This window comes from Bradyrhizobium sp. LM2.9, assembly GCF_054056555.1.
On sequence record NZ_JBSRYJ010000002.1, the window covers coordinates 5,071,537 to 5,084,642 of the forward strand.

12 protein-coding genes, 1 tRNA gene and 1 pseudogene are annotated in these 13,106 nt (G+C 62.7%); 9 read left to right on the plus strand and 5 right to left on the minus strand.

Annotated elements, in window-relative coordinates; genetic code table 11:
- Positions 1-125: 125 nt before the first annotated feature.
- Both ACVWW3_RS26395 and ACVWW3_RS26400 read left to right on the plus strand, forming a co-directional pair.
- Positions 126-1,349 carry an ABC transporter substrate-binding protein gene (locus ACVWW3_RS26395; protein WP_456649745.1) on the plus strand — a complete coding sequence of 408 codons (1,224 nt, stop codon included), beginning with the start codon at positions 126-128 and terminating at the stop codon, positions 1,347-1,349.
- Positions 1,350-1,453: 104 nt separating this feature from the next.
- Positions 1,454-2,545, plus strand: a complete 1,092-nt coding sequence (locus tag ACVWW3_RS26400) for an enolase C-terminal domain-like protein (RefSeq protein ID WP_456648163.1) — start codon at positions 1,454-1,456, stop codon at positions 2,543-2,545.
- A gap of 345 nt (positions 2,546-2,890) precedes the next feature.
- Here ACVWW3_RS26400 and ACVWW3_RS26405 read toward each other — a convergent pair whose 3' ends face one another.
- Complete coding sequence (locus ACVWW3_RS26405) at positions 2,891-4,195, minus strand: sulfatase family protein (RefSeq protein WP_456672181.1); 1,305 nt, start codon at positions 4,193-4,195, stop codon at positions 2,891-2,893.
- Between the two features lie 167 nt (positions 4,196-4,362).
- Between ACVWW3_RS26405 and ACVWW3_RS26410 the strand changes: the two genes are divergently transcribed.
- The 5 genes from ACVWW3_RS26410 to ACVWW3_RS26430 are packed head-to-tail and all read left to right on the plus strand — an operon-like array spanning position 4,363 to position 9,044.
- Positions 4,363-5,127 (plus strand): FadR/GntR family transcriptional regulator, encoded by a 765-nt coding sequence (locus tag ACVWW3_RS26410; RefSeq protein ID WP_354050773.1) that lies wholly within the window; start codon positions 4,363-4,365, stop codon positions 5,125-5,127.
- Positions 5,128-5,157: 30 nt separating this feature from the next.
- The gene (locus ACVWW3_RS26415; RefSeq protein WP_456648162.1) at positions 5,158-6,510 is read left to right on the plus strand and encodes an ABC transporter substrate-binding protein; all 1,353 of its coding nucleotides are present in this window, start codon (positions 5,158-5,160) and stop codon (positions 6,508-6,510) included.
- Entirely contained in the window at positions 6,507-7,403 is an 897-nt protein-coding gene (locus ACVWW3_RS26420; RefSeq protein WP_247339695.1) for a carbohydrate ABC transporter permease, read from the plus strand. Before ACVWW3_RS26415 ends, ACVWW3_RS26420 begins: the two co-directional genes overlap by 4 nt.
- Entirely contained in the window at positions 7,400-8,227 is an 828-nt protein-coding gene (locus ACVWW3_RS26425) for a carbohydrate ABC transporter permease (RefSeq protein WP_456648161.1), read from the plus strand. Before ACVWW3_RS26420 ends, ACVWW3_RS26425 begins: the two co-directional genes overlap by 4 nt.
- 4 nt (positions 8,228-8,231) lie before the next feature.
- Positions 8,232-9,044, plus strand: a complete 813-nt coding sequence (locus ACVWW3_RS26430) for a shikimate dehydrogenase family protein (protein ID WP_456648160.1) — start codon at positions 8,232-8,234, stop codon at positions 9,042-9,044.
- Positions 9,045-9,079: 35 nt separating this feature from the next.
- Here ACVWW3_RS26430 and ACVWW3_RS26435 read toward each other — a convergent pair whose 3' ends face one another.
- From ACVWW3_RS26435 to cpdR, 4 genes are all read right to left on the minus strand, one after another.
- Entirely contained in the window at positions 9,080-9,322 is a 243-nt protein-coding gene (locus ACVWW3_RS26435; protein WP_247339815.1) for a hypothetical protein, read from the minus strand.
- A gap of 91 nt (positions 9,323-9,413) precedes the next feature.
- On the minus strand, positions 9,414-9,812 hold the full coding sequence (locus ACVWW3_RS26440) for an L-2-amino-thiazoline-4-carboxylic acid hydrolase (RefSeq protein WP_456672182.1): 399 nt from the start codon (positions 9,810-9,812) through the stop codon (positions 9,414-9,416).
- Between the two features lie 200 nt (positions 9,813-10,012).
- Positions 10,013-10,087, minus strand: a tRNA-Val gene (locus tag ACVWW3_RS26445).
- A 74-nt stretch (positions 10,088-10,161) separates the two neighbouring features.
- On the minus strand, positions 10,162-10,521 hold the full coding sequence (gene cpdR / locus ACVWW3_RS26450; RefSeq protein WP_007597092.1) for a cell cycle two-component system response regulator CpdR: 360 nt from the start codon (positions 10,519-10,521) through the stop codon (positions 10,162-10,164).
- A 360-nt stretch (positions 10,522-10,881) separates the two neighbouring features.
- On the opposite strand from cpdR, the gene ACVWW3_RS26455 reads away from it, so the two are divergent.
- Both ACVWW3_RS26455 and hisN read left to right on the plus strand, forming a co-directional pair.
- Positions 10,882-11,772 (plus strand): N-formylglutamate amidohydrolase, encoded by an 891-nt coding sequence (locus ACVWW3_RS26455; protein ID WP_456648159.1) that lies wholly within the window; start codon positions 10,882-10,884, stop codon positions 11,770-11,772.
- A gap of 538 nt (positions 11,773-12,310) precedes the next feature.
- A pseudogene (hisN, locus tag ACVWW3_RS26460) lies at positions 12,311-13,094 on the plus strand (histidinol-phosphatase).
- Positions 13,095-13,106 lie beyond the last annotated feature (12 nt).

Consider the following 13,106-nt stretch of genomic DNA (forward strand, 5'->3'; position numbering starts at 1 on the left):
GCGCGCACCGCGCACGGTCGAACGGAGCCATCAGGCCACACGATCGACAAACGCTTGACCTAGATCAAGCGGCCCTGGTGCAAATTGAGCCGACCTCGATCAGGGCCAATGTCAAGGTATCGAGCATGCGCGTCTCCGGCAGGCTGCTGTTTGTTTCGATTGCCGCCCTCGCATCGCTGGGAGCGATGTCCGAGCAGCGCGCCGAGCAATCTGCGACCGACAGCGAAATCCGCATCGGCAACGTCATGCCGTATTCAGGACCGCTCTCCGAATTCGGCGCCATCGGCCAGGCGGAAGCCGCCTATTTCGACATGGTCAACGCGCGTGGCGGCATCAACGGCCGCAAGATCCGCTTCATCACCCGCGACGACAATTCCGATCCGGCGACCGCGCTGGAGCTGACCCGCAATCTGGTCGAGACGGACGACGTGCACCTGATGTTCGGCTCGTTCGGCACGCCCGGCAATCTCGCCACGCGCTGGTATCTCAACGAGAAGAAGATCCCGCAGCTGTTCGTCGCATCCGGCGACGAGGAGCTGAGCCAGGCCAAGGCGTTTCCCTGGACCATGGGCTGGCAGCCGCCGTTCCGGTCGGAGGGGCGCATCTATGCCAACTACATCCAAGCCTATTATCCGCGGAAGAAGATCGTAGTGCTCTGGCAGAACGACCAGTTCGGGCGTTCGCTCCTTAGGGGCATCGAGGAAGGTCTTGGCGATCTGAATCGTCTCATCCTCGTCGACATCGCCTTCGACATTGCCGACGAGCATCTCGACGGACACGTCTCGATCCTCAAACGCGCCGGCGCCGATGTTTTCGTCTTTCTCGGCGTGCCGTCGACGGCGTCCAAGGTGATCAAGCTGGCGGCGTCACTGAAATGGCGCCCGGTCTTCATCGTCAACGACGCCTCCGCCTCGATCGCCAACGCGATGGCGCCCGCGGGCCTGGAGAATTCGGCCGGCGTGATCTCGGCGGCCTTTCTGAAAGATCCAAGCGATCCCGCGTGGAAAGACGATCCTGCCATGAAGGACTGGTTCGCCTTTATGGACAAGTACCATCACGTCGAAAGCACCAACAACAGCGCGGCGCTCTATGGCTACGCCGCGGCCGAGACACTGACGCAGGTGCTGAAGCAATGCGGCGACGACTTCTCGCGCGAGAACATCATGCGTCAGGCAGCTTCGCTCAAGAGTTATCAGCCTTCCGTCGCGCTGCCCAACATCAGGATGAACACCTCGCCGAACAGCTATCTGCCGATCAGGCAGATGCGGCTGGTCCAGTTCGACGGCCGGTCCTGGCAACCGTTCGGCGAGGTGATCGAAACCGCATTCACGGAAGGTGCGGCGCGGTAGGCGCAACGTCAGTCTATTGTGGTCGCAGCAAGCGCCTTTTCGTTTCATGGCGAATGTTTAAGATCGGCATTGACCTGCATTCACTCCGCCCGGAGATCCTCCAAATGACCGAGACCATCCGCATCAAGCGCTTCAATGCGCGCCCCGTGATCGTGCCGATGAACCTGCCGCTCAAGACCTCGACCGGGGCTGTCGCAAAGGCGCCGCTGGTGCTGATCGACTGCGAGACCGACCAGGGCGTGCGCGGGCACGCCTATCTGTTCTCGATCACGCCCTCGGCCTTGAAGCCGCTGACGGCGATGGTCACGGAAATGTCGGACCTCGTCGCCGGCGACGAGCTGCTGCCGTTCGAGATCGAGCGCAAGCTGACCCAGCGTTTCACGCTGCTGGGGCTCGCCGGCCTGCAGCGGATGGCACAATCCGGCATCGACATGGCCGCATGGGACGCGCTGGCGCGCGCACGCAGCCTGCCGCTGGCGCGGCTGCTCGGCGGGGCGCCGAAACCGGTCAGAGCCTACAATTCGAAGGGCCTCGGCATCATGCCGGCGGGTGCCGCGGTGGAGGAAGCTCACAAGCTGCTGGCCGAGGGCTTTCAGGCCGCAAAGATCCGCGTCGGCCGCCCCGATGCGCGGGAAGACCTGAAGGTGGTGCGCGCCGTGCGCGAGGCGGTCGGCGACGACGTGACGCTGATGTGCGACTACAATCAGGCGCTGACGGTCACCGAGGCCATCCGCCGCGGCGAGATGCTCGACGATGAGGGGCTGACCTGGATCGAGGAGCCGATCCGTCACGACGACTATTCCGGCTGCGCCCGTATCGCGGATGCGCTGCGCACCCCGGTCCAGATCGGCGAGAATTTCGACAGCGCGTTCGCGATGCAGTCCGCGCTGTCGGCGGAAGCCTGCGACTACGTGATGCCCGACGTGCAGCGCATCGGCGGCGTCACGGGCTGGCTGCGCGCCGCGGCGCTCGCGCATGCCGCCGGCAGCGAGATGTCGACGCATCTGTTCTCGGAAGTCAGCGCGCATTTGCTTTGCGTGACGCCGACCGCGCATTGGCTGGAATATGTCGACTGGGCCGACGCGGTGCTGGCGACGCGGTTGCAGATCAAGGACGGCTTTGCGCTGCCGAGCGAGGAGTCCGGCAACGGCATTGCGTGGGACGAGGCGGCGGTGAGGAAGTATCTGATTGATTAATCGACACGGTTTCCTTGTGGCCATCCTTCGAGACGCCCGCTTTTAGCGGGCTCCTCAGGATGAGGTCCTGTTGCGCGGCGAGACCGTAGACCCTCCGGCAAGGCTGTAGACCCTCATGGTGAGGAGCGCCGCTTACGGCGCGTCTCGAACCATGAAGGCCGAGCACTCTCGCAGCCTCGCCATATACGTTAGGCCTGCCGGGACCGGGCGAGGGAGTGCCGTCAACGCACCGCCGCGTTCAAATCCATCGTCTCCAGCAGGCTGTTCTGGCGCCAGTCGATAAAGGCATCCTTGAGACGGCTGATGATTCCGGCATGCTCAGGCATACCCCAGAGATTGCGCTGTTCAAGCGGATCGCGCTCGAGATCGAACCAACTGCCCGTCCTCGGCGCCGTGGATGAACACGACCTTCCAGCGGTCATCGCGCACCATCGTGATCAGCCGCGCGCCGGTCATGGCGACGTCGCCGGCTTGCTCGCTGAACACGAACTCGCGGCCACTCCATTCCTCGCCCTTCAGCGCCGGCAGCAAGCTGCGGGCCTGGAACGGCTTCGGATGCTGCGCGCCGGCAAGATCGAGGATGGTCGGGCCCAGATCGAACAGCTGGCACTTTTCCTGAATCCGTCGCCCGTCGGAAAGAAGGCTGGGTGACCAGAACAGCAGCGGGACGCGGGTGACGGGCTCGTACATCGACCATTTCTGGCTGAGACCGTGTTCGCCGAGATTGTCACCGTGGTCCGACATGAAGACAACGACGCAATTGTCAAGGTAGCCCTTGTTTTCCAGCACCTCGATCAGGCGGCCGATCTGCTCGTCGATCATGGTGACGTTGGCATAGTAATGCGCGCGCAGGCGCCGCATCTCTTCGTGCGTCGGCGCCAGCTTCCATGACACCGCGTCGTGGTCGACCTCGGTGTCATGGCGCCGCTTCTCCTTCAGATACGCCGGAAGCCCCTCGATCTCGGCCTCGGTCGGCTGCGGCACTGGAAGGTCGTTGCGCGCGAGATAATGCTCCAGATATTCCGGCAAGGGGTCATAGGGCGGGTGCGGTCCGGGCAGGCCGATCTGCATGAACAGCGCTTCCGGCTTGGGGCGGGTCTCCAGCCACCACATCGCGGTCTCGGCGACAAAAATGTCCGGATGCAGCGACTTCGGCATCTCCCAGGTGAACGCGCCCATCCGGTCGCCATAATCCGGCAGGCTGCGATAGCCGGCGCGCGACGGCTTTGTCAGCTTGTGCGTGGCGAAGGCCTTGTCGAGCTCGTCGGCGAACCAGCGTCCCTCCAAAAAGCGATCCTTGTTCTCGACCACGAAGCGTTCGTGAAAGCCAGCCTTGGCGTCATAGGGGATCGTGTGCATCTTGCCGACATTGACGCAGTGATAGCCGGCTTCCGCCAGATTGCTGACCCAGGTCTTCTGCCAGTGTTGCCCGTTCTTCAGGACGCCCGAAGCGTGCGGATAGAGACCGGAGAACAATGCCGCGCGCGAGGGAACGCAGCTCGGCGCATTGATGAAGCAATTATCGAAATAGATGCCTTCACGCACCAGACGATCGAGATTCGGCGTCTTCATGTAGGGATGGCCCGTCGCCGCGATCGTGTCGAAGCGTTGCTGGTCGGTCATGACCAGGACGATGTGGGGCTTTGTCACGATTGTTTTGTCCTACGCGGCATTGGGAGGGGAGAAGATATGTCTGACATAATAATTCTTGTCAAACCGCCATTGGCTGGATTATCCTTCAGAACGGCCGCGTTTATGCGGTCATTTCTTCGCACTCGCAATATATCAGACATTAAACCCAGCAGAGCCGGATCAACGTGGCAAAGGCCGACAGCAAGGACAGTCAGCAATCAAGCGGTCACGTCGCCCGCGAGGTGGCGCGGCTGATCCTCACCGGCGTGTGGCGCGAAGGCGCGACCCTGCCGCGCGAGATCGAGCTTGCGTCACGCTTCGGCGTCAGCCGCGCATCGATGCGCGAATCGCTTTCGCTCCTGAAGGCGAAGGGGCTGATCGCCTCGAAGCAGAAGGCCGGCACGCATGTGCGCACGCGCTTCGACTGGAACATGCTCGACGCGGAACTGCTGAACTGGACCTTGATGGCGTTGCCGACGCAGGAGTTTGCCAAGCAGATCATGGAGATCCGCAGGATCGTCGAGCCCGAGGCCTGCGCGATTTGCGCGACGCGCGGCACGGACGAAGACTTTGCCAGGATCGAGCGGGCCTATCGCGGCATGGACGCTGCCGGAATGGACCGCGTCGCCTATGCCGAGCCCGACTTGCAGTTTCACCGCGGCATTCTCATCGCCACGGGCAATGACTTTCTGATTGCCTTTGGCGCCACGGTCGCAGCCGCACTGCGGATGTCGTTCAACCTGTCGAGCACCAATCCGGGCGCGCCGCGCAAGAGCCTGCCCTATCATCGCGCGGTGCTTGAGGAAATCTGGGCGCGCAATCCCGACGGCGCGCGTCAGGCCATGCACAAGCTGATGGATCTCACCGAACAGAACATCGTCTCGGCCATGTCGCGCCAGAAGAAAAAGGACACCGAGGACGAGAAGGCCCGCACCAGACGGGCGCGTTGAAACCGGCATACAATATTGAGGGAGATCAAGATGAAGAACGCATCGCGCGCGAGTTCGCTCACCCGCCGTAAACTGCTCAAGGCCAGTGCCGCGACCGCGGCGCTAGCCGCGTTCCCCGCGCCGCTGATCGCGCAGACAAAGCCGTTTGCCGGCGTGACGCTGCACGGCGCCTCGTTCCAGCACCGCTTCTTCACGCTGCTGCAAAAATACATCCCCGAGTTCGAGGAGCAGACCGGAATGAAGGTCGACCTGCAGCTCTCGGCCTTCCCGGTCTACAACCAGCAGGCCAATCTCGAACTGTCCTCGGGCGGCTCGGCCTACGACTTCGTCAACGTCACCTTCATCCTCGCTGCGCGCTGGGTCGCTGCGGGGCTGCTCGCCGATCTCAATGAATTCACCGGCGATCCCAATTTGACGCCCGCCGAGTGGAATCCCAAGGACTTCGTCGAAGGCGCGCAGGTGCCCTATCGCGACGCCAAGGGCGGCACCTATGGCTATTCCTGGGAAGGCGGCGCGATGCTGATGGGGCTGTCGCGCATGGACCTGATGGAAAAGAAAGGACTGAAGATCCCCAAGACGTTCGCCGAGCTCCAGCAGGTCTGCGCCGAGATCAACGGCACCGATGGCGTGAGCGGCATCACATCCTTCCAGCTTCATCACTGGAACCTGCCGCCCTACATCCAGGGCTTTGGCGGCGACATCTTCCGCAAGCCGCCGGGCGACATCATGCCGGCGCTGAACACGCCGGAGACCATCCAGGGCATCGAGTTCTACGCGAACCTGTTGAAGAACGCCCCGAAGGGCGTGCTCACCTATACCGAGGATCAGGCGCGGCAGTCGCTCCTGACGGGACGTTCCAACATCTTCATCCATTCCAGCTCCTGGGTGACGCCGATCCTGCTCTCCGACGAGAGCAAGGTGAAGGAGACTTCGCGCGTGGTGCGCTCGCCCGCCGGTCCCGTGCATGATTATCCGGCGTCGAACAGCCAGGGGCTCGGCATTCCCAAGAACGCCAAGAACAAGAAGGCCGCGTGGGAATTCATCAAATGGGCGCTCTCGCCCGACATCTCGATGCGGCTGGTGAAGGAGCACGGTCATTCCTCGGTGTGCCGGCGCTCGATCATCACCAGCGAGGCCTATCGCAAGCTCAACACGGTGAACGGCCAGGACCTCGGCGCGCTCTATCTCGAAGTGCTGGAGCTGCCGGCCAAGGGCGAGAACTACATGGCCTATCGCACCGTGAAGGAATTTCCGATCGTCGGCGACGTCCTCAACAAGGCGTTCGAGCAGGTCGCAACCGGCCAGCTGCCCGCAAAGGACGCGATGAACGCGGCGCAGGACCAGGCTATCGCCGCACTGCGCCGTTCCGGGACGCAGCTTTGAGCGAGAGTGGAATTGACGGAGAGCGCCGCAGGTTCATCGCCTTCGCGCTCACGCCGAGCCTGATCGTGCTGTTCGCGATCGCCGTGCTGCCGGCGATCTATCTCGTCGTGACGAGCCTCACGCCATTCCAGCTGACGATGCCGGGCTCGGCCACCGATTTCAGCGCGCCGCTCCGCAACTACGGCCTGCTACCCGGCGATCCCCGTTTCGTCAATTCGCTGTGGGTGCAGGCCAAGCTGTCTTGCTGGGGCGTGCTGTTCCAGGTGTTGTTCGGCATGCTGCTCGCGCTGCTGCTGAACGTGCCGTCGCGCCTTGTCGAGTTCGCCCGCACCTTCTTCCTGATTCCGATGGTGCTGCCGCCGATCGTGGTCGCGGTGATCTGGAAGCTGATCTACACGCCCGACATCAGCCCGCTCTATTACGCTGCACAAGCCCTGCATTTCACCATGCCGGCACTGACATCGAGCGTCGATTTCGCGCTGACCGCGATCATCATCGCCGACACCTGGGAATGGCTGCCCTTCACCTTCCTGATGGTTCTCGCGGCGCTGCAGACCATCCCGGATGAATATTCGGAAGCAGCCCTCGTCGACGGCGCCAGTACGCTGCAGATTTTCTGGTACGTCACGCTGCCCTTCATCATGCCGATCCTGGTCATATCGGGCATGTTCCGGCTGATCGACAGCGTGAAGGCGTTTCCGCTGATCTTTTTGCTGACCAGCGGCGGCCCCGGCACAGTCACTGAAGTCACCAATTACTATGCATATCTGCTCGCCTTCGACACTAACGAGATCGGCTATTCCAGCGCGGTCACGGTCGTGATGCTGCTGCTGGTCGCCGGCGTCAGCCTTGGTCTGGTCTGGATGGGACGGCGCCGGGAGGCGATGGCATGAACGCGCCCACCTCACGCAAGGCGACGCCCGGCCGGCTGGCCGCGATCATGGTGACCCTGCTCGTCCTGCTCTCGCCGTTCCTCTGGTTGTTGCAGATGAGCTTCAAATCGAACGACCAGATCCTGCAATTCCCGCCACCGCTGATCTTCACGCCGACACTGGAGCACTACAGCGCGCTCTGGCACAGCGCGTTCTCGGCTTCCTTCGTCAACAGTCTGCTCAGCGCCTCGTTTTCGACCGCACTCGCGCTGCTGCTCGGCGTGCCCGCCGCCTACGCGTTGTCGCGCTGGGCCGGACGCGGCAAGCACGCGCTCTCCTTTGCGATCCTGGTCACGCGCATGGCGCCCCCGATTGCGTTCACCATCCCATTCTTCCTGTTCTACCGCTGGATCGGCCTGCTCGACACTATCACCGGCCTGGTGCTGGTTTATACCAGCTTCAACCTGCCGCTGGTCATCTGGATGATGCAGCCGTTCTTCGACACCATCCCGGTCTCTCTGGAGGAAGCAGCGCTCGTCGACGGCGCAAGGACCCGGACGATTTTCACCAAGATCGTGCTGCCGATGGTGACGCCGGGGATCGCGGCGACCGCGATCCTGTGCTTCCTCTACGCTTGGAACGATTTCTTCTTCGCGCTGATCCTGACCCGGACCAATGCGCGCACGGCCCCCGTCGCCGTTGTCAACTTCATGAACTACGAAGGCTGGGAATGGGGCAAGATCGCCGCCGGCGGCTCGCTGGTGATGGCGCCGGTGCTGATCTTCTCGCTTGCCGTGCGCCGCTATCTCGTCAGCGGGCTCACGGCCGGCGCGGTCAAGGGATGAGGTCATGAAGCTTCCGACCGGCGCATCGCGCACCGTCTTCATCTTCGCCCATCCCGCCGGTCATGTTGGCGCGCCGCGCCATTACACGCCCTATTTCGAGCAGCAGGGCCTCGACTGGCACATGATGCCGATGGACGTCGAGCCGAAGCATCTCGCCGAGACGATCCGCGCGCTGGCAAAGTCGCCGAGCACCGCCGGCTTCAACTTGACGATGCCGCACAAGCCGGCCGCGTTCGAGCTCTGCGACGAGGTCGGGCCTGCCGCGACATTCGAGGGCGTGGTCAACACCATCCGGATCGAAGCCGATGGAAAGCTAGTCGGAGAATCCTTCGACGGCGGCGGATTTCTGAACGCCGCGCGCGAGGCCGGCATCTTCGATCCCGACCGCGGCACCGTCGTGATCGGCGCCGGCGGCGCCGGCCGCGCGATCTGCCATGCGCTCGCGGCGGCAAGTGTGAGGCGCCTGCGCATCCTCAACGAGGTGCCCGGCCCGGTCGAGACACTGGCGGCAAAGCTGCGCGGACAATTCCCTGATCTCGAAATCAGTCTCGAGGAGCGCTTCGACGATTTAGGCCTGTGCGTCAATGCCACCTCGCTCGGCCTGTACGCGACCGACGCGTTGCCGATGGATCCGGCCAAGCTGCCGAAGGATTGCGCCGTGTTCGACATCATCGCCGCCCGCCGCACTGGATTCATGGAAGCCTGCGCGGCCCGTGGCCTCAAGGTCATCGACGGTGTCGCCATGATCCGGCATCAGTTGCCGCTGCAAACGGCGTTCTGGCGGGGAGCAACTGCTCCTTCAGCTCCGACATCCTGAGGCGCAAGCAACGGGTAGTGCACCTGCAGATGCCTCTACCAAACCTCCGCGCCGGGGATTTTCTTGCGCACCGCCATGCGCTGGATCCAGATGCAGCGACGGACCGATCTATTGGAGCGGCCGACCGCGGATATTCCTTCGCCGGCCTGCAGCAGTGGCGCCACGTTTTCACGCAACGCGCGGCAGCGCTGGAGCTCGGCCTGCCAGTCGATGATTGCTGCGTCGGCCCGCGACGCAATCAGCGACAGTACCGCCACGGCAAGACAGCTCGCTCGCATGGTCCGCATTCCCTTCACCGAGGTCCGGCCGGATGGCGCCGGTAGCGGAAATCGCAATGAGGCGCGCCTTGCATGATGGTCTGCGTCCGCGTCAGCGCGCGACGTCGGGACCGAACCCTTCTGCGGTCGCAAAATCGGCGGTGCAGACCAGGAGAAAGCCGAGCTCCGGCTCGTCCAGCGCCTTGTAGAACTCGGCATAGGCGCACCGCGTCACGTCGAACGCGAAGACGTCCTCGGTCTGCTCGATGACGTCATAGGCGAGCGCGTCGTCACGGGCATAGGCCCTGAACGCCGATGATACGGCCTTGCCGAGATCGGTCTCGTTCCTGGCTTTCCAGAATTCCTCGCCGTAGCCGCGATAGAGATTGCCGAGCGTGGTGCGCACCAGCGCGTTGGCGCGCGCCTCGCCGAGTTCGGCCTGGAGCGCCTTCACCAGCGGCACCAGGACTTGCGCCTGAATCTTTGCCTGTTCGATGACGGAAACGCTCATGGGCGGCCTCGTATCTGAGGCCACATCGTAGCCCGGATCGGACGAAGCGTAATCGGGGTTTCGTGCCGGATGACGAGATTTCCGGATCTCGTGAAGCGTAGTCCGGGCTGCGCGGGCCGCACACGTTCGGTTGTTTGGACTTGGCCGATGCCCGCTGGGCTTCGGCAAGGCATCCTTCACTCGGTACCGCGAGCGAAGGATGGTGGGCGCGACAGGGATCGAACCTGTGACCCCTACCATGTCAAGGTAGTGCTCTCCCGCTGAGCTACGCGCCCTAGATGTCGTCTAGATCGGGTCGGGACCCTATAACGGCTCAGGAGAGCCGGTGCAAGGACGGAAGGGGGCCGATTTAGGCCGCCAGCATCTTGTTCACTTCGCTGACCAATTCGCGCAAATGCACGGGCTTGGACAGCACCTTCGCGTTCTTGGGGGCGTCCGAATCCGAGTTCAGGGCGACCGCGGCGAAGCCAGTGATGAACATGATCTTGATGTCGGGGTCGAGTTCCGAAGCCCGGCGGGCGAGCTCGATGCCGTCCATCTCCGGCATCACGATGTCGGTGAGCAGCATCTCGAACGGCTCTTCCCGGAGCCGCTGATAGGCGGCCATGCCGTTGTCGTGGGACGAGACCTGAAAACCGGCGTTTTCCAGCGCCTTGACCAGGAAACGGCGCATGTCGTTGTCGTCTTCGGCGAGCAGGATTTTTGGCATGGCTGGAACGTCGAATCCCCAAGACAATTACAAGGCATCAGCAGAGGTCACTAAGCCCGACAGAGGGTAAATTTCGGGTGAAAATCTTTACCCTGGCCCGACCGGCGCGGCTCCCTTGTGAACCCGAATGCGGCTCGAAGCAATCAAGTCGCGTTGGTCGATCCCCATCTCGATGCCCGCAGGGTTAAGACATGTTCCAGCGCAGATCACATCTTTTCGCTTGGCAGGATGGTTGCGATTCCGGACAATGACGACACATAACAGCCGCTCGATCGGCCGAATCAATTCGATCTGGCCCCTTTTCCGGATCCTGCGGCGCCAAGGGACGAAGCCTGAGAACAAGGGACGAAGCCTAAGAAGATGACCCGGTTTGACGGCGACATGTCGCCAGCGTTCGAGATCGTGGAGCCCGCGCAATGGCGCGCGCCTGTCATCTTCAACTCGCCCCATTCCGGCTCGACCTATCCGGACGAATTCCTCGCGGCATCGCGGATCGACCTGCCGCAGCTGCGGCGGTCCGAAGACTCTTTCATGGACGAGCTGATCGCCCAACTGAGCGAGCGCGGCTTTCCGACCGTGCGGGTCAACTTTCCGCGCTCCTATGTCGACGTCAATCGCGAGCCCTATGAGCTTGATCCCCGGATGTTCACCGGGCGCCTGCCGAGCTTCGCCAATACCCGCTCGATGCGGGTTGCCGGAGGGCTCGGCACCATTCCGCGCGTGGTCGGCGATGGCCAGGAGATCTATCGCGACCGCATCCTGGTTGAAGATGCACTGGCGCGGATTGAGACGCTCTACAAGCCCTACCATCGCGCGCTGCGCCGGCTGATCAACAAGGTGCACCAGATGTTCGGCACCGTGGTGCTGGTCGACTGCCACTCGATGCCCTCGGTCGGCGTCTCCCGCGACGAGCCACGGCGGCCCGACATCGTGATCGGCGACCGCTACGCCACGAGTTGCACGCCGCTCCTGCCCGACAGGGTCGAGGAGACCATGACCGGGCTCGGCTATTCGATCGGCCGCAACAAGCCCTATGCGGGCGGCTTCATCACCGAGCATTACGGCAACCCGGCCAGCGGCCTGCACGCCGTGCAGCTCGAACTCAACCGTGCGATCTACATGGACGAGCGGCGGCGCGAGCGCAGTCCGCGTTTTGCGCAAGTGGCTTCGGACTTCGGCGTGCTCGCCGACGTGCTGGCGACCACGATCCCGTTCGGCGATCTCGGCCCGTTCCAGGCCGCGGCCGAATAGGCGCGACGTTTTCTTCGAACGATTGTGTTGGGTGCGATCAAGCGCGAACGCGTTTCGCGGCGCGCATTGAAATGAAAGCCAAGGGCTGAAAGAAATTAGAGGCTGAAAGAAAAAAGGGCCGCTTCTGATGAAGAAGCGGCCCAAGTCTAGGGAGGAAACGCCCAAGGAGGGCAGCAGTAACGCGAGAAGCGCTACCGCACCGCAACAATATGCGGCCGCGACGCACAAAGTGCAAGGGCTTTCGAGCGGTTTCCCATGCAATGAGGACATAGCTCGGTTGCTTCTAGAGAAACCCAGATTCAGTTCCTTTGATAAGGAAATTCAATGGGTTGATAGTCATTTGCATACGAACGAGGCAGATCCGGAACTAAGGTTTCAACTCAATGATCGATATTTGCCCAGTGAGTGGTCTTTGCCGAGGCGAACGCTTCCGGCATCCAAAATACCAGGGTGCGAAAGCAAGACAGCGCTGCACGATCCTTCCGATTTGAGCTAGGCAGGAGTGAGCTTCACCCGACTTTCGTTTTGAGGATGCGCCGTGACGGTGATCGACTTCTCCGCCTTCATCGAACGGCTCGCCACCGTCTCCGGCGAAACCATCCTGCCGTTCTTCCGCACTTCCCTATCGATCGACGACAAGAGCAAGACCCAAGGATTTCGACCCCGTAACAGAGGCCGACCGCGCCGCGGAGGCGGTGATGCGGCGGCTGATCAAGGCCAGCTTCCCCCAGCATGGCATCGTCGGCGAGGAGTTCGGCAACGAGCGCGAGGACTCCGACTATGTCTGGGTGCTCGACCCTATCGACGGCACCAAATCCTTCATTGGCGGCTTTCCGATCTGGGGCACGCTGATCGCGTTGCTGCACAAGGGCACGCCGGTATACGGCATGATGCACCAGCCCTTCATCGGCGAACGCTTTTCCGGCGACAGCGGCTCGGCTCATTATAAGGGCCCCTCCGGCGAGCGCCGGCTCCAGGTCCGGCGATGTGCTTCGCTGTCGGAAGCGACGACCTACACCACCAGCCCGCTGCTGATGAACGAGCGCGACCGCGCCATCTTCGGCCGCATCGAGAAGGGCGCACGTCTCTCGCGCTATGGCGGCGACTGCTACTCCTATTGCATGCTGGCCGCAGGTCACGTCGATCTCGTGGTCGAAACCGAGTTGAAGCCTTACGATATCGCGGCCCTGATCCCGATCGTGACCGGCGCCGGCGGCGTCGTCACCACCTGGGAAGGCAAGCCCGCCCAGGGCGGCGGCCGCATCATCGCAGCCGGTGATGCCCGGGTTCACGAAGAAGCACTGAAACTGCTCAACGGATAGGCCGCACAAGGA

Bases quoted from the DNA above. Each gene is read 5' to 3' on its own strand.
- cpdR (WP_007597092.1), bottom strand. From the start codon at position 10,521: ATGCCAAAAATCCTGCTCGCCGAAGACGACAACGACATGCGCCGTTTC.
- ACVWW3_RS26440 (WP_456672182.1), bottom strand. From the start codon at position 9,812: ATGAGCGTTTCCGTCATCGAACAGGCAAAGATTCAGGCGCAAGTCCTG.
- ACVWW3_RS26415 (WP_456648162.1), top strand. From the start codon at position 5,158: ATGAAGAACGCATCGCGCGCGAGTTCGCTCACCCGCCGTAAACTGCTC.
- ACVWW3_RS26425 (WP_456648161.1), top strand. From the start codon at position 7,400: ATGAACGCGCCCACCTCACGCAAGGCGACGCCCGGCCGGCTGGCCGCG.
- ACVWW3_RS26395 (WP_456649745.1), top strand. From the start codon at position 126: ATGCGCGTCTCCGGCAGGCTGCTGTTTGTTTCGATTGCCGCCCTCGCA.
- ACVWW3_RS26455 (WP_456648159.1), top strand. From the start codon at position 10,882: ATGACCCGGTTTGACGGCGACATGTCGCCAGCGTTCGAGATCGTGGAG.
- ACVWW3_RS26400 (WP_456648163.1), top strand. From the start codon at position 1,454: ATGACCGAGACCATCCGCATCAAGCGCTTCAATGCGCGCCCCGTGATC.
- ACVWW3_RS26430 (WP_456648160.1), top strand. From the start codon at position 8,232: ATGAAGCTTCCGACCGGCGCATCGCGCACCGTCTTCATCTTCGCCCAT.
- ACVWW3_RS26435 (WP_247339815.1), bottom strand. From the start codon at position 9,322: ATGCGAGCGAGCTGTCTTGCCGTGGCGGTACTGTCGCTGATTGCGTCG.